The following is a 14,803-nucleotide window of genomic DNA, read 5'->3' as shown; positions in this document are numbered from 1 at the left end:
AAGCATTTGCATCTGGCATGACGCCCCCGCTTCCCCCTCCTACCCCCGACCTGTCGCTGAGCTACACCCACCAGGGATTCCAGCCCGTGGCGTGGTTTTATGCCACTTTCGGCGCGTTGCCGCGCCGTGAAATCTATCAGCTGGCCTCCACCGAGGCCCGGCAGGCCGTGCTCACCAGCCTGGCCGAAACCCACGACCTGGACCGCGCCACCGTGATGCAATCGGTGTACGTGGAGGAAGTAGGCAAGGCTCCCGAGCTGCAGTACCAGGCCCTGACGCTGGCCCCGCACGTGCTGTTGTGGTTTTACGACCGCGGCATTTACGGCGACCAGGCGGCCCAGCTCTACTATTCGCCCCACACCGACCCGGCCCTGCTGGCGCAGCTGCGCGCCCTGCTCACAGCCCACCTCGAAACCGGCAAAGTCGAGCGCAAGCGCATTCAGGTGCTGCGCCTCAGCACCGGCGACCTGGAGTTCAGCCCCCTGCCCATCACCATTCCGGCGCTGAACCTGGCCACGCACTACAACGACGACCTGCTGCCCGCCCACGAAACCATTGTGCAGCGCCTGCAGAAACCCAACGACAAGGGCATCATCATCCTTTACGGCCCGCCCGGCAACGGTAAAACCAGCTACATCCGCCACCTCTGCGGCCTCACCGATAAGCCCAAGCTGTTCATCCCGCCCAACCTGGCCGCCCGAATCGCCGACCCTGAATTCATCAACCAGCTCCACGACAACACCAATTCCATCCTGCTGATTGAGGATGCTGAGGAGCTGCTCACCAAGCGCGATGGGCCCGGCGGCAACGCCGTGAGCAACCTGCTGAACCTGTCCGACGGCCTGCTGTCTGACGGCTTCCACATTCAGATTATCTGCACGTTCAACACCGAGCTTTCGCGCATCGACAAAGCCCTGCTGCGCAAGGGCCGGCTGATTGCGGCCTACCATTTTGGCCCCCTGGCGGCCGACAAGGCCCAGGCCCTGGGCACCACGCTGGGCCTGACCGACCCCATTACGGAGCCAACTTCCCTGGCCGAGCTCTACAACCGCGAGCCCAATACCTTTACCGAGCTGGAGGCCAATGGCAAACGCATTGGCTTCAGCCGCTAAAAAAAGCTCAACAATACAAGATTAGTATAAAAACAGTCTGCTTTTGGTATAAATAAAAAGCCCGCTCTGCATGCGCAGAACGGGCTTTTTGCTGCCATGCGGCGGCTGGAATTACTTGTTGCCGAAGTAGAATTCGCCTTCAATCTGAGCATTTTCGTCCGAATCCGAGCCGTGCACGGCGTTGGCTTCGATGCTCTTGGCGTACTTCTTCCGGATGGTGCCGTCCTCGGCGTTGGCCGGGTTGGTAGCGCCGATGAGGGTGCGGAAGTCAGCTACAGCATTTTCTTTTTCGAGAATAGCCGCCACGATGGGGCCGCTCGACATGTATTTCACGAGGTCGTTGTAGAACGGACGCTCGGCGTGCACAGCGTAGAATTGGCCGGCGCGCTCGGCGCTGAGGTTGAGTTTCTGGAGTTCCACGATACGGAAGCCGCCGGCCTCAATCATGCTCAGGATGCCACCAATGTGGTTTTCCTGAACGGCATCGGGCTTAATCATCGTGAATGTGCGGTTGGTGGCCATTGCGTTGGTCGGGGGAGAGTGGGGGTTAAAAAAAGTATTGAGCTACAAAAGTAGCAACAAAGCACACGGGTTGCTTTGGCCGGGTTTGGCCCGCCTTTGAGATACTTGAAGAGAACCTTCCGGAGGCAGTGCGTTGTTGGGAACGGATTTATGCCGACTTTTGCCGCCCCAATTATTCGTAAGCCACCGGCCCTCAGTTCCGTTTCAGGGCCATTCACGTTGTCGATGTCTAGTTCCATTTCCGCGCTGCAAGCCTTGCTGGCGCAGCCCAAACAAATTGTTATTACCACCCATCACAAGCCCGATGCCGACGCGCTGGGTTCGTCACTGGCCTGGGCCGGGTATCTGAAGCAGCAGGGCCACCACGTCACGGTGGTCACGCCGTCCGATTACCCAGCCTTCCTCAACTGGATGGAGGGCAACGACGAAGTGGTGGTGTATGACAAGCGCCAGAACGACCGACAGGTGCGCGACCTCATTGCCCGCGCTGAAGTTATCTGCTGCCTCGATTTTAGCTGCCTGGGCCGCATCAACGAGTTGGGCGAGTACATCCGTCAGGCCAGCGCCACCAAGGTGCTGGTAGACCACCACCAGGAGCCCGAGGACTTTGCCGACATCACGTTCTCGGTGCCCACGGCGGCCGCCACGGCCGAGCTGATTTTTGAAATCATCCGCGACCTGGGCCACCAGGACCTCATCACCAAGGGCATGGGCGAGGCGCTGTACGCGGGCATCATGACCGATACGGGCTCGTTCCGCCACCCCAGCACCTCGCGCAACGTGCATCTGATTATCGCCGAGCTGCTCAAGGTGAACATCGACCTATCGTCGGTGCACCGCCGCATCTACGACTCGCACTCGGAAATTCGTCTCCGCTTTCTGGGCTTCGTGCTGAAGGATAAGCTGGTGGTAAACCGCGAGTTCAACACGGCCTACATCGCCATCACGCAGGACGAGCTACGCCAGTACCAGAGCAAAACCGGCGACACCGAAGGCCTGGTAAACTACGCCCTGAGCATTGAGGGCATCCTTTTCGCGGCGGTTTTCATTGACCGCGGCGTGGCCGTCAAAATTTCTTTCCGCTCGGTGGGCAGCTTCTCCGTCAGCGACTTTTCGCGCAAGCATTTCGATGGCGGCGGGCACCACAATGCCTCCGGTGGCATCAGCTACCTGCCCCTCGATGCAACCGTGGACCGCTTCCTCAGCATCCTGCCCGAATACAAGGAACAATTAACGGGCGTACCCGCTGCCGTAGCGCCGCCAGTGGCGTAACTTTGAACCGTATCTGACCCTCACTTTTTTAATTTTCATGCGTTTTTCCTCCCGCTCTGCGCGGCAGCTGGCCCTGGCGGCCGGCGTGCTTAGCTTCGCTTCCCTCACGGCCTGTAACAAAGACGGGGGTGAGTTTGCCAAGACCAAGTCCGGCATCGAGTACAAGATTTTCAAAAAAGTCGGCAACAGCTACGAGCGGCGCGAAATCGGCCCCGATGGCGACCCGACCTACAAGGACCGCGTGGGCAAGTTTCTGCTCGGCAACATGCAGTACCGCACCGGCAAGGACTCGGTGCTGCAGAACACCCGCCGCGACGTGGGCATGCCCGTGCCCCTGCCCCTGCAGGAGCTGAAGCAGAAAGGCATGCCCGACGAGGCCCTGTCCATGCTCCAGCCCGGCGACAGCGGCGTGTTCCGCTTCCAGGTCGATTCCCTCATCAAGCCCAAGTCGGGCCAGCCAGTGCCTCCCTTCCTGAAGCGTGGCGGCAACGTGGTGCAGATGTTCGTATCGACCACCAACAAGCTCATCACGCAGGAAGAAGCCCAGGCCATGCAGCCCGAGCTGCAAAAGCGCGCCATGGCCGCCCAGCTGAAGCAGCGCATGGCCTCGCCCGAGTACGCCAAGCAGATGCAGGCCCAGAAAGACGCCCAGGCGAAGGCCATGGCCGAGCCCGCCGTGCAGGCCCAGCTGAAAAAGGACGATGCCGTGCTGCAGGAATACATCAAGAAAAACGGCCTCACCGTGCAGAAAACGCCATCAGGCGTCTACTACCAGGTGCTGAAGCCCGGCACCGGCGCTACGCCCAAAGCCGGCCAGACCGTGAGCGTGAACTACAACGGCACGCTGCTCAGCGGCAAGCAGTTTGACTCGTCGGACAAAGCCGGCAAGCCCATTGACTTCCCCATCGGCCAGGGTGCCGTGATTCCGGGTTGGGACGAGGGCATTGCCCTGCTCAACAAGGGCAGCCGCGCCATCTTGCTCATTCCTTCGGCGCTGGCCTATGGCACGCGTGGGGCTGGGGCCGACATTCCCGCCAATGCGCCTCTGCGCTTTGAAGTGGAACTTGTTGACGTTCAATAATCCTTCTTACTGTTACTGATTCCGGCCAACGGGCGGCGCGGCACTGCTGCCCGGGCTCCGTTGGTCGGAATCTTTTTATCCGCTTCGCCATGAATAAAATTCTGCTCCGTGCACACCACCTGGTGCTGGGTGCCTGCCTGCTGCTAGCCGCTCCGGCCCTCTGGAGCTGCAACTCGCAAACGACCTACCAGAAGCAGGTGGCTGAACACCAGAATCAGCTGAAAATCATCGACGAGGATACGATTCACAACTACCTGGTTCGCAATCGTTTGCTGAGCAAAGCCCGCCGCACCACTTCCGGTCTCTACGTGGTGGACAGCGTGGCGGGTACCGGCCCGGCCGTTACCACGGGTAAGCAAGTGCGCGTGAAGTACATCGGGCGATTTCTGAGCAACGGCGCGCATCCGGCCTCCACGGGCTACCCGGCTTCGTATGGCAACCCTAACTATCCACAGGGCACTATTTTCGATAACTCCTCCGAGAACCGCACCCAGTGTGGCTGTGTGGTATTCACAGGGGGCAGCGGGGCAGTGCCCGGGTTCAACGAAGGGTTGCTGCTGATGCGCCAGGGCGACCGGAAGCTACTGCTCCTTCCCTCCTACCTGGCCTACGGTGTCAACGCGACAGCCAACATCCCCGCCGATTCGGCGTTGATGTTTGACGTAGAAATCCTCGAAGTATTTTAATCCATCATGCACGGCACCACGGGCATCACACGGGGAATAGGCAGCCTGCTGGCCTTGCTGCTGCTTAGTGGCCCGGCAGCCCTGGCCCAGGATGCCCCCAAGCCGGCCGTGCCCACTACGCCCATTGTCTCCGCCACTGGGGCTAGTCCCGATACCGCGCACCTCGCTCCGCAGCTTACGCCGGGCGGGGTGCGTTTTGTGTTTCGGGAGCGCGGCACGGGAGCGCTGGCCCGGCCCGGCCAGCGCGTAGCCGTGCGCTACACCGGTTTCCTGCCCGACGGCCATATTTTTGACGCCACGGCCGCCTCGGGTGGGCCGGTACGGTTTCGAGTGGGCCGTAAGGAAGTTATTGCGGGCTGGGACGAATTGCTGCCCCTACTGCCCGTGGGCTCCCGGGTGCGCGCCTGGATACCGGCCGCGCTGGCCTACGGCGCAGCCGGCGTGCGCGACCCCGATGATGAATCCCGTTACCTAATTCCTCCCGATACTGACCTGGTATTCGAGTTGCAGGTGATGAGCGTCCGGTAAGGCATCATGCCGCCGCTCATCCTTCCAGAACCTTACTTAGAACAATGCGAAATCTATTTTTTGCCGCGTTAGGGGCCCTTTTTAGCTTAACCCAGGTGGCGCAGGCGCAGGCTCCGGCCACTGATTTCTCCCGCCTGCCCGCAGGCACGGAGTACCGCCTCTTCCGCAAAGATGCCGCCGGGCGCTACCAGCCCCGCGCCCTCGCGCCCACCGATGCGCCCTATGCCAGCCGGGCCGGCCAGGTCCTGACGGTATTCATGGAATTCCGCACGGGCCGCGACTCGGTGCTCATGAACTCGCGCCAGCTGCAGCCGCTGCCCCAGCCGGTGGCCCTGCCCGCGCAGGTCACCTCCGGCAGCCTGGAGGAAGCCCTGGGCCTGCTGCTGCCCGGCGACAGCGCCATCTTCCGCTTCCCGGCCGATACCGTGTTTGCGAAAACCTTCCGCCAGCCCGTGCCACCGTTTCTGCGCCGGAGCGGCAACATGCTAGTGGTGCTGGCCAGCGCCCGCGAGCTGGTGACGATGGCCGAAATGACGGCCCGCCAGCAGAAACTGCAGGAAGAAAGCGTCCGGCAGGGCAAAGCGCTGGCCGCCGCCCAAATGACCAAGGACGTAGCCACCATTCAGGCCTACCTGAAAAAGAACAAGGCCACGGCCAAAAAAACCGTAGGCGGCACCTATTACATCCTCAAGAAGCTCGGCACCGGCCTGCCTCCCAAAACCGGCCAAACCGTGCGCGTGCTCTACCGGGGCACGGTACTAGCCACGGGCCAGGAATTCGACTCCTCGGCCAAGCACGGCAACGAGCCCATTTCCTTCGTGCTGGGCCAAGGCCAGGTGATTCCGGGCTGGGACCAGGGCATTGCCATGCTCAACAAGGGCAGCAAGGCCGTATTGCTCATCCCTTCGCCGCTGGCCTACGGCCCCCGCGGTGCCGGCGCCGACATTCCCGCCAACGCCGTGCTCCGCTTCGAGGTGGAGCTGGTGGACTTCAAATAACCGGATTAAGCCGGTAAGCTTAAAAAAAGCTGTCCTGTGCTTGTCAGAAACCAGTATGCCGGTAGGCGTGTGGTTCCCGATAAGCACAGGACAACCTTTTTAGTTGAGAACCTGCGATAGAATTTCGAGGGAGCGGATTTCACCCAGCTGCTCCACGTGCAGTTGGTAATAGCGGATGAGCACGTTCAGCAGTTCGTGGCGCACGCGGCCGTTGGGGATGGTGCTGGTGGCGGGGTTGCGCAGCAGCTCGTCGAAATAGCCATCGAACTCGTGCAGCCGCAGCGTGGCCGGGCCGGTTGCGCCCCTAGCGGTAGCCGCGTGGCCCGCCATAATCACCTGGTCGGTCAACTCATTGCCAGAGCTGATGCCGAAGCCCAAATAAGCCGCCAGCTGCAGCAGAAACCCCAGCGCAAAATTCTCGCTGCCCGCAGCTTGCCGGTCGAAGTCCAGGATGGAGTCGTGCAGGAACTGAAACAGGGCTTCGTTTTGCTCTTCCTCACGTACGGCCCGGCCCAGCACTTCCGACAGAAACAGCACCACGCTGCTCTTGTGCACGTCGTAGGGCAGCGTCTGGAAGGGCTCGGCACACCGGAACTCCGAGAGCCGTGTGAGGCCGCTGCTGCCCCGGGCCACGTAGGCCACCAGCTCCAGCAGCGTGAAGGGCTGAAACAGGGCAATGCGCCCCGGCGGCTTGGCCTTTCGCACGCCATTCACCACGTAGGTCTGCACGCCCAGCCGCTCGGTATACACCCGGGCGATAATGCTCGTTTCGCGGTATTTGAGGTAGCTGAGGACAATGCCCCGCGTTTTAATCAGCATGCTATATCAATGTGAAAACATGGAAAATGTGGAAATGTGGAGATTTTCAACTGGCTTGCAACTGGCACATTTCCACGTTCTCCAGATTCCCCCATTTCCCACACGCTCAACTCATTTGCTAAGGACGGCCACTTTGCTCACGCAGCCGTTTTTGCCATCGGCATCCGACGACAGCACCAGGTAGATGCCCGACCGCACACGCTGGCCATCGGGCATGGTCAGGTTCCAGGTAACGGTCCCGCCGGTAGCCGTAGTGGCATACACAAGGTGGCCCGCCACGTCGGTGATTTTCACCAGTGCATTATTGGCCAAACCGCTGATACCGACCACGCCCTGAAAATCAGGCCGTACGGGATTGGGAAATACGGCCGTGCAGTGCGGTTCACCTTCGGTCACGGTAGCTGAACCCCGGTAGGCAACCACGCCGGCATCGGTGGCCACCCATACTTCGCCGGTCTTGTTGTTCACCTTCACATCCACAATGCGGTTGGAAGGCAGCGGGCTGTTGGCCGTAGTGAAGTGCAGCAGGGCCTCGTCGGCATCAGGGCTGAACAGCCACAGGCCGTTATCGGTCCCAAACCACTTGCGGTCGGCACCGTCCACGGCCAGCGTCCGCACGGCCTCGCTAAACAGCGCCGGAAAGCCCGTGCCTTCCCCGCGCCGCACCACCGGCAGCGTGAACCCGGCCGGGGACAGGAACGGTCCGCTCGGGTCATTAAATACGGCCACGCCTTTGATGGTAGCCGCCCACATGTACCCGCGTCGGTCTTTCGCCAGCTCGTAAATCTGATTGTCGGGCAGGCCGGTCGCGGACGTAAACAGGCGCGGTGGATTTGGTTGGGTAATGGCGGGGTCTACCGCGTAAATGCCAATGGCGGGCCCGGTGCCGGAGGGGTCTGTTTTGCGTGATACCGTTACCCAGGCGTAGCCGTTGTCATCGAGGGCAATCCGCTCAAGCTCCTGCAGATGAGGCACCCACGGAATAACTTGCCAGGTGGTCGTAGCAGGGTCCAGAATAAACAAGCCCGAGCTACCGGGAAGCAAATGCCGGTTCACTACCCACACTTTGCCTTCCGGGGTTGCCGCTACATCCGTTACCTCAACCCGATTATTGCCCAGCCCAAAAGTGCCGATGAGGGGACTACCAGTCGGGAGGCCTTCCCCAAAATGCCGCACCTGGTCGGGCCCTTTCCATTCCAGCAGCCCCCCGCCATAGGCCCCCACGTATAAGGTGCCATCGGGCGTGCGGGTCCCGCGCACGGGGCTCAGCAAATACGGAATTGCACTTGAATTGCCGGGCAGTTTCGGCGGATTAAAATTACTCCATTGCCCCGCATTGTATTCGTAAAATCCTGACTGATAGTAGTTAGGCGTATAACGCTCACTGTAGCCCCCGGTGAACACGTCGACCGTATTCACATGGGCATCGGCCAGCAAACTAAACGCCAGGCTGCTTGCCGGCCCGTTGGCCACAAACGAGTCGGTCACCCTGCCAGTGCCGGCCTGCACCCGTTGCAGGCCTTTTTCGTAGTTCGCCACGTAGTAGCTGCCATCGCGGGCACGCACTACGTCTTGCGCATACCCCGTTATGGCGGGCACCACGGTAGTTACCACGCCGTTGCGGTCAATGCGGCGCACTCCGGCATTGTCATCCGTAGCCAGCACGCCAATGCCACTGGTGCGTAAGCTGCGAAACGACCCCGCGTAGGTATTAGGCACCGATTGCCAGGCATTTGCCACGACTTTGTAGACGCCCGCGCCGTCGATTGCCGCATACACCTGCCCGTCATAAACCGCTAATAGCCGGTATATCGCCGCGCCGGGGTTCAACGGCACGGGCAGCGAGAGGGTCCAGTTGCGGTAGTCCAGTAGGTTGGTGGTTAGCGCCCCGCGTAGCAGGCCTGCCGAGGTGGCCAGGTACAGGTAGGTGCCCGTCGAAGCGGCATCGTACACGCTCACGGTTGTCCCTCCGGGGCCAATGCTGCTGTACGTATCCGTTATTTCAAGCTTTACTAAATCAATGACCACCACGCCGAAAGAAGCCGAAACGTATGCTTTGCCATTGCTGATTGATATCCGGTTGATTGGGCTGTTGCCGGCCTGAATCCCGCCCTGCCCCAGTTTGCGCAGCACATCGTTGATGTTGCGCACGCTACCATCGGGCCGCAGCACGTCGATATTAGCGTTGCGATACCCCAGCACAGTTTGCTTCGTCACCGAATCGTAGGCCAGGGCCGTCACTGCTACGTCATTCAGTCCATCGCGGCGCGAAAGAACCTGAGTGGTATTCTGGGTCTTATCCAGAAAATAAAAAGCGTTTTCCGTGGCCACATACAGCCGGTTGCCCGCATCGGCCAGCACCAGGGGGTGGTTGGTGGGAAGGTGCAGTTGCCAGTCGCCGTAGCCAACCGGGCCTTGGGCAGAAGCGGTGCTCGCACACAGAAAAAAGCCGGTTAACCCCAGCAAACAACGGAAAAAATGGGACATACGCTCAGCAAAAGCTCAAAGTAAGGATAGAAAGCAGCAGGGCCGCCGTTGCCAACGCTACACCCCGAAATTTAGTGCGCGGCGGCTGGGCGGGCTTCCGGTGTGGGTTCCTTGGCCTGCATACCCTCCAGAAAACACGGCCGACAGCGCGCTTCGTACGAGTCGGATTCGCCCAATAGCACCTGGCTGGCACTGGCCGCGATGCGATAGGAATACGAAGCAATTTCGCCGCAGCACACGCACACGGCGTGCACCTTGGTCACGTATTCGGCCGTGGCCAGCAGGGCCGGCATGGGCCCAAAGGGCCGCCCCAGGTAGTCCATGTCGAGCCCGGCTACAATAACGCGGATACCATTATTAGCCAGCTGCTCGCACACGTCTACCAGCGAGCTGTCGAAAAACTGCCCTTCGTCGATGCCCACCACGTCGGACCCGGCCGCGAGCAGCAGGATTTCCGAGGCAATGGCCACCGGCGTCGAGCGAATGCGGGCAGCGTTGTGGCTCACCACATCTTCGGCGTGGTAGCGCGTATCAATCGCAGGCTTAAAAATTTCGACCCGCTGCCGGGCAATGCGGGCACGGGTGAGGCGGCGAATCAGTTCTTCGGTCTTGCCCGAAAACATGGAGCCACACACCACTTCAATCCAGCCCCGGCGGGGGGCATTGTGGCGGTTTCCGACGCGAGGTTCAATAAACAAAATACGGACGGGCTTGGGTGGTTTTGAATCCTAAAGTTAGGGACGAACCACCAAGGGCGACGCCCGCCACATGCACCGCCCCTACCCCCAAACCAGCAAACGCCCTGACCACCTGCCTTTCCCTGCCAGCGTGGGCCAACCAATATTTCGGTTAATCGGCCGCCGGCCCTTCGCCGTACCGCACGTGGGGCAATTGCGTGGCCTCGGGCACCCGGCCGATGGCATCACCCGCGGGCAGCTGGGCCTGGCAGGTCAGCCGCTCATCGGGCCGGAGGCGGCCGGCCGCCTGGTAGCGCAGCTCGGCTGCCGTGAGCGGGCTCAGGTTTTCCTGGCCCGCCCGCAGCCAGACGCGGCAGGTAGTGCAGCGCCCTTTGGCCCCGCAGGCGTGCATCCAGTCGTGGCCCGCAGCTTGCAAAGCTGCCAGCAATGTGGCCCCGGCGGGCACGTTCACGGCCGCGCCGGGCAAGTTTTCAATCGTCAACAGGGCCATTTGTGCCTAACTTCGGCCACCGAAACCCGGCCTTTTTATGAACGACAAATATAGCCTCGCCAAGTGTGCACAGTATGGCCGCCGCTTGGCCGCCCGGCTCTGCGACCAGCATTTTGGTACCCAGCCCACCGCCACCCTCGACGGCCCGGCCGTGCTCAAGTTCACGCCCGTTCGCCAGCTCAACTTATTGGTTATCCGCCAGCTATTGGGCCAATGGCAGGCCGAAACCGCCCGCCTGCGCAGCACCTATTTTGACTTTGAGGCTGCCCCGGTGCAGGCCGCGCTGGCCCAGTTTATGAATGTGCTTTCGCGGCACATCAGCCTGAACCGCGCCACTTTTGAGCCCCTGTTGGCCCAGGCCGCCGCCGATGCCCTGGGCATGGTGGCCGACCCTACGGACAGCTTCCAACGTCTGCTTCTCGGCAATACCGAAAAGCCTACCCTGGCTTTGGTGCGCGATAACCTGCGCTACATCGACATCGACAAAGCTTTTTACCAGGGCTTTATCGATAGCCTGCCGGTTAGCGACGACCTCAGCCGCGATTTCCTCGCGCATCGGTTCGAGCTTTACCACACCGCTAACTACAAGGCCCATCAGCCCATCCAGCGGCTCGTCACCGAGCTCAGCGCGCTTTTGCCCCTCACCACCGCCGACCTGCTCGAGGATGGCCCGGTATCCGTTGCCCCCACGCCCCCACGGGTCGAGGAGCCGGCCCCGGTTTCGGCTCCTGTAGCTCCCCCCACGTTCGTTGCGGCCCCCAAGGAAGAGTTGCCGGAACCACCCCCGCCAATTGTGCCTAAGCCTGCGCCAATCGCCGAGCCGCCCACGCGGCCGCTTCCAACGGTCGATTCCGCCATCGTTCCCCTGCACGAAAAGCTGAAAGCCGGCCAGCAAGCTGCCTCCCCTTTAGCCGAAACCCTCCGCGCCACGTCGGCTCCCGCTACGCTGGCCGAGCGCTCCGGCCCCAAAGTAGATACCCTGCGCGAAGCTATTTCCATCAACCAGCGCTTTAGCTTCATCAACGAGCTGTTCAACGGTGAAAACATGGACTACCACGCAGCCATTCAGCACCTCGATTCCCTGCCCGCCATCGACCAGGCCCGTGCCTACGTCAATACCGACCTCTCGCAGCGCTACGATTGGAGCCGCAAGGAAGAGCATGTCAACAAGCTCCTGAAGCTCATTGAGCGCAAATTCGCCTAGCAACACGCAGGTATTTTTTCTACTTGAGTCATTTTCTTCTGCAAGAAGGCTAACCGTACCCCGGTTAGCCTTCTTGCTTTTGCATCACCGGCTGTGGCCCTCGGAGCCCCACCAATGCCAACGCTAGCAGCAGTGGCCACACCGGCACCAAAAATCGAGCCGCCCCCAAGGGACCGGTCAGGGCCGCCACGTACAGCAACAGCCCCACTGCCATCCAGCTTCCGTAGCGCATCGCATCGCTATCGTGTTGCAGCCGGTAAAAACCGCGCACGGCAAACCCCAATCGGGCTACGTTCGCCAGCAATATTACCCCCAATAGCGCCAGTTGCCCCCAAGGCAGGCTTGTAGCAGCCTGCCAAAGCCGGCCCTGCCGCGCCTGATTCAGCAGGCCTCCTCCGGCAGGCGGTGGCCAGCCCAGCAGCTGACTCAAATCGAAACGGCCAGGGTCCAGGAACAACGCAACCATCCCTTGCGCATGTTGCCGCGCATACAAGCCGAGATGAGCCGTCAGCATTGCCCCCGCCTGGGCCTGAATAAAATGCTGCCGCGTCGCAAAATCCGGCGCCGCATTAGCTCGCTCGATTACCTGCGTCACCCATTTTTCCTCTACTTCCGGTCCGTCAATCTGCCGCACCACCCCCGCTGCATTGTACTGCAGCAAATTAATTTCTGCAATACTCGAAAAATGAAAATACCCTGTCCGCTGCTGGTTCCACTGCATGTACAGCCCCACCACCAACACAGGCACCAGGCCAATGGCCGCCACAGCCAAACGGCGGTAGCGCCAGCCCACCCCTACCGCCAGCACCGCAACCACAAACGCCAACGGATAAAAAACTGGTTTTAGCAGCAAAGCCGCCACCACCGCCGCCACCCCGGCCGCAAAATACCGCAGTCGGCAAGAATGAATAAACGCAAAAGCTGAAATAGCGATACCGAGCACTGCCGTTTGCAGCAGCATTTCACTCATTACAGAGCTCGCATAGATTAGCTGAGCTGGAAAGGTCAGCACCGCTCCCACTGCCAGCGCCCAATCCCAAGTACCAGGGTCTGCCCATCGCCCCCACCACTTCAATACAACTCCCAAGCTCAGCAGACTAAGCATATTCTGGACCACGAGCAGCATTGCCGGGTGCCCGGTAGCGCCTCCCAAGCCCAGTATGGCCAGCGGATAACCAACTGGCCGAATCGTGAACTCCTGCACCGCCTGACCACTGGGTACTATCGCAGGCCAGGGCCGGGCATAAAGCTCCCCATACCGCCACAGATTCTCAGCCGCCTGAATGTAGCGCCCCGTATCCGCAAAAGACCAATTCCCTTGGCGAAGCACCCAGCCCAACGTCAATACGTGTGCGCCCACTAGTACCGCCCACACCCAGCCCGGCACCTGTGCTTTCCCCATTAGCGTACCAAATCCTGCTTTCGGTAAGCGTCCAACGCCAGCAGGCTAAATAGCAGAATAGTAAAAGACCATAATGAAGAGCCGCCGTAGCTGAAGAAAGGTAGCGGAATACCTACCACCGGAGCCAGGCCTATTGTCATGCCCATGTTCACAGTGATGTGGAAAAACAAAATACTCGCCACACAATACCCATACGTTCGTCCAAAAACAGATTTTTGCCGCTCCGCCACATAAATAATGCGCCACAGCAGCGTTAGGTAAAGTCCAATTACCACTAAGCTGCCCATCCAGCCAAATTCCTCTCCTACCGTACAAAAAATAAAGTCAGTACTCTGCTCAGGCACGAAATCAAATTTAGTCTGCGTCCCTTGCAGAAAACCCTTCCCCAACAATCCCCCCGACCCAATGGCAATCTTGCTTTGAGTCACATTCCATCCCTTACCCAACGGGTCCGAAGAAGGGTTTATTAATATCTCAATCCGCTGCCGCTGGTGGGGCTGCAATACGTGGTTATAGAAGAAATCTACCCCAACAACCATTCCAATCACCGCCACCCATACCCCAATCGCCAACGGCATATGATGCCGCAACACTCGCCGGTTAATCCCCAGCACAGCCAGCAAAATCACCGTAAAAGCTGCCACGAGCCATACTTTAGGCACTATTAAAGCCAATATCAACACAACGCCGGCCACTGCCAGCAACAGCAATATCAGCGGTGACATCCCCTCCCTGAAATAAGCCAGCAGCAACGCCCCAAAAACCAACGCCTGCCCCGATTCATTCGATGCCACAATCAGCAACGGCGGCAACAGCGTAATCCCAGCCAGTATTAACTGGTCACGCCAGTCCTGATACCTCAGGTTAATACTCGCCATAAAGCGTGAAGCAGCCAACGCAGTCGTAAATTTTGCAAACTCAGCTGGTTGCAATCTTACCGGTCCCAATTCCAACCAGGAACGGGACCCGGCAATCGGCCGAGCTACCACCATCGTTACCAGCAGCAGCACAATCATGCCCGCGTACAACGCATACGCCAGAGTATCATACGCCTTATAGTCAACCACCAGCAGCACAACAATCAATACAACCCCAGTTGCAATCCATAATAGTTGTTTAAACCAGTTAAACGCCATCAGCTTATCAAAGCTCATGTTGCTTAAAGGATTTGCTGGCGCGTCCGGCGAGTAACTCGATGCATAAATACAAACCCAACCGATTCCAACCAGTATCACATAAAGCAACACCGTTACCCAATCAATACTTCTGCTATAACGTGCGGGAGAAACTTGCACAAATAATGTAAATAAGGATAAGTTGACAAAAATACGCTGGTATAAACTTAGCATCCGTGCGGACAGCAAAAATCCTCTTGGCTGCTGGTGAAAGCATCCAAGAGGATTTCCTGTTGTAAGGTTGGCGGCGACCGACTCTCCCACCGGTGAAGGCAGTACCATAGGCGCACCGGGGCTTAACGACTCTGTTCGGAATGGGAAGAGGTGAA

14 protein-coding genes and 1 rRNA gene are annotated in these 14,803 nt (G+C 59.7%); 7 read left to right on the top strand and 8 right to left on the bottom strand.

Annotated features, from left to right (window positions below; all coding sequences use genetic code 11):
- Positions 1 to 17: 17 nt before the first annotated feature.
- Positions 18 to 1,112: an AAA family ATPase gene (locus HBN54_RS12365; RefSeq protein ID WP_168673527.1), complete on the top strand. Its 1,095-nt coding sequence runs from the start codon at positions 18 to 20 to the stop codon at positions 1,110 to 1,112.
- Between the two features lie 111 nt (positions 1,113 to 1,223).
- Here the strand turns inward: HBN54_RS12365 and HBN54_RS12360 are convergent, their stop codons facing one another.
- On the bottom strand, positions 1,224 to 1,634 hold the full coding sequence (locus HBN54_RS12360) for a nucleoside-diphosphate kinase (protein ID WP_168673526.1): 411 nt from the start codon (positions 1,632 to 1,634) through the stop codon (positions 1,224 to 1,226).
- A 225-nt stretch (positions 1,635 to 1,859) separates the two neighbouring features.
- Between HBN54_RS12360 and HBN54_RS12355 the strand changes: the two genes are divergently transcribed.
- From HBN54_RS12355 to HBN54_RS12335, 5 genes are all read left to right on the top strand, one after another.
- Entirely contained in the window at positions 1,860 to 2,906 is a 1,047-nt protein-coding gene (locus HBN54_RS12355; RefSeq protein ID WP_168673525.1) for a DHH family phosphoesterase, read from the top strand.
- A gap of 37 nt (positions 2,907 to 2,943) precedes the next feature.
- Positions 2,944 to 3,987 carry an FKBP-type peptidyl-prolyl cis-trans isomerase gene (locus HBN54_RS12350; protein WP_168673524.1) on the top strand — a complete coding sequence of 348 codons (1,044 nt, stop codon included), beginning with the start codon at positions 2,944 to 2,946 and terminating at the stop codon, positions 3,985 to 3,987.
- A gap of 89 nt (positions 3,988 to 4,076) precedes the next feature.
- Positions 4,077 to 4,673 carry an FKBP-type peptidyl-prolyl cis-trans isomerase gene (locus HBN54_RS12345; protein ID WP_168673523.1) on the top strand — a complete coding sequence of 199 codons (597 nt, stop codon included), beginning with the start codon at positions 4,077 to 4,079 and terminating at the stop codon, positions 4,671 to 4,673.
- 6 nt (positions 4,674 to 4,679) lie between these two features.
- Positions 4,680 to 5,201 carry an FKBP-type peptidyl-prolyl cis-trans isomerase gene (locus tag HBN54_RS12340; protein WP_168673522.1) on the top strand — a complete coding sequence of 174 codons (522 nt, stop codon included), beginning with the start codon at positions 4,680 to 4,682 and terminating at the stop codon, positions 5,199 to 5,201.
- A 44-nt stretch (positions 5,202 to 5,245) separates the two neighbouring features.
- Complete coding sequence (locus HBN54_RS12335; protein ID WP_168673521.1) at positions 5,246 to 6,199, top strand: FKBP-type peptidyl-prolyl cis-trans isomerase; 954 nt, start codon at positions 5,246 to 5,248, stop codon at positions 6,197 to 6,199.
- Between the two features lie 99 nt (positions 6,200 to 6,298).
- Here the strand turns inward: HBN54_RS12335 and recO are convergent, their stop codons facing one another.
- The 4 genes from recO to HBN54_RS12315 form a co-directional block, all read right to left on the bottom strand.
- Positions 6,299 to 7,018, bottom strand: a complete 720-nt coding sequence (recO, locus tag HBN54_RS12330; RefSeq protein WP_168673520.1) for a DNA repair protein RecO — start codon at positions 7,016 to 7,018, stop codon at positions 6,299 to 6,301.
- A gap of 111 nt (positions 7,019 to 7,129) precedes the next feature.
- The gene (gene porZ, locus HBN54_RS12325) at positions 7,130 to 9,505 is read right to left on the bottom strand and encodes a type IX secretion system anionic LPS delivery protein PorZ (RefSeq protein ID WP_168673519.1); all 2,376 of its coding nucleotides are present in this window, start codon (positions 9,503 to 9,505) and stop codon (positions 7,130 to 7,132) included.
- 71 nt (positions 9,506 to 9,576) lie between these two features.
- A complete protein-coding gene (locus HBN54_RS12320; protein WP_168673518.1) occupies positions 9,577 to 10,203 on the bottom strand; it encodes a thymidine kinase in 627 nt (208 codons plus the stop codon).
- 151 nt (positions 10,204 to 10,354) lie between these two features.
- On the bottom strand, positions 10,355 to 10,693 hold the full coding sequence (locus HBN54_RS12315; protein WP_168673517.1) for a 2Fe-2S iron-sulfur cluster-binding protein: 339 nt from the start codon (positions 10,691 to 10,693) through the stop codon (positions 10,355 to 10,357).
- Positions 10,694 to 10,730: 37 nt separating this feature from the next.
- On the opposite strand from HBN54_RS12315, the gene HBN54_RS12310 reads away from it, so the two are divergent.
- Complete coding sequence (locus HBN54_RS12310) at positions 10,731 to 11,897, top strand: hypothetical protein (protein WP_168673516.1); 1,167 nt, start codon at positions 10,731 to 10,733, stop codon at positions 11,895 to 11,897.
- Between the two features lie 64 nt (positions 11,898 to 11,961).
- Here the strand turns inward: HBN54_RS12310 and HBN54_RS12305 are convergent, their stop codons facing one another.
- From HBN54_RS12305 to rrf, 3 genes are all read right to left on the bottom strand, one after another.
- Positions 11,962 to 13,002 carry a hypothetical protein gene (locus tag HBN54_RS12305; RefSeq protein ID WP_210428049.1) on the bottom strand — a complete coding sequence of 347 codons (1,041 nt, stop codon included), beginning with the start codon at positions 13,000 to 13,002 and terminating at the stop codon, positions 11,962 to 11,964.
- 296 nt (positions 13,003 to 13,298) lie between these two features.
- Entirely contained in the window at positions 13,299 to 14,648 is a 1,350-nt protein-coding gene (gene rodA, locus HBN54_RS12300; RefSeq protein WP_168673746.1) for a rod shape-determining protein RodA, read from the bottom strand.
- Between the two features lie 65 nt (positions 14,649 to 14,713).
- A 5S ribosomal RNA gene (gene rrf, locus HBN54_RS24180) occupies positions 14,714 to 14,803 on the bottom strand; the annotation flags it as partial.

The organism is Hymenobacter artigasi, assembly GCF_012275535.1.
Classification (GTDB): Bacteria; Bacteroidota; Bacteroidia; order Cytophagales; family Hymenobacteraceae; genus Hymenobacter; species Hymenobacter artigasi.
Note: the sequence above shows the minus strand (reverse complement) of the source record. Positions and strands in the feature narration are given on the sequence as shown.

Bases quoted from the DNA above. Each gene is read 5' to 3' on its own strand.
- HBN54_RS12345 (WP_168673523.1), top strand. From the start codon at position 4,077: ATGAATAAAATTCTGCTCCGTGCACACCACCTGGTGCTGGGTGCCTGC.
- HBN54_RS12365 (WP_168673527.1), top strand. From the start codon at position 18: ATGACGCCCCCGCTTCCCCCTCCTACCCCCGACCTGTCGCTGAGCTAC.
- HBN54_RS12350 (WP_168673524.1), top strand. From the start codon at position 2,944: ATGCGTTTTTCCTCCCGCTCTGCGCGGCAGCTGGCCCTGGCGGCCGGC.
- HBN54_RS12310 (WP_168673516.1), top strand. From the start codon at position 10,731: ATGAACGACAAATATAGCCTCGCCAAGTGTGCACAGTATGGCCGCCGC.
- HBN54_RS12355 (WP_168673525.1), top strand. From the start codon at position 1,860: ATGTCTAGTTCCATTTCCGCGCTGCAAGCCTTGCTGGCGCAGCCCAAA.
- recO (WP_168673520.1), bottom strand. From the start codon at position 7,018: ATGCTGATTAAAACGCGGGGCATTGTCCTCAGCTACCTCAAATACCGC.
- HBN54_RS12315 (WP_168673517.1), bottom strand. From the start codon at position 10,693: ATGGCCCTGTTGACGATTGAAAACTTGCCCGGCGCGGCCGTGAACGTG.
- HBN54_RS12305 (WP_210428049.1), bottom strand. From the start codon at position 13,002: ATGCTTAGTCTGCTGAGCTTGGGAGTTGTATTGAAGTGGTGGGGGCGA.
- HBN54_RS12360 (WP_168673526.1), bottom strand. From the start codon at position 1,634: ATGGCCACCAACCGCACATTCACGATGATTAAGCCCGATGCCGTTCAG.
- HBN54_RS12340 (WP_168673522.1), top strand. From the start codon at position 4,680: ATGCACGGCACCACGGGCATCACACGGGGAATAGGCAGCCTGCTGGCC.
- rodA (WP_168673746.1), bottom strand. From the start codon at position 14,648: ATGCTAAGTTTATACCAGCGTATTTTTGTCAACTTATCCTTATTTACA.
- porZ (WP_168673519.1), bottom strand. From the start codon at position 9,505: ATGTCCCATTTTTTCCGTTGTTTGCTGGGGTTAACCGGCTTTTTTCTG.
- HBN54_RS12335 (WP_168673521.1), top strand. From the start codon at position 5,246: ATGCGAAATCTATTTTTTGCCGCGTTAGGGGCCCTTTTTAGCTTAACC.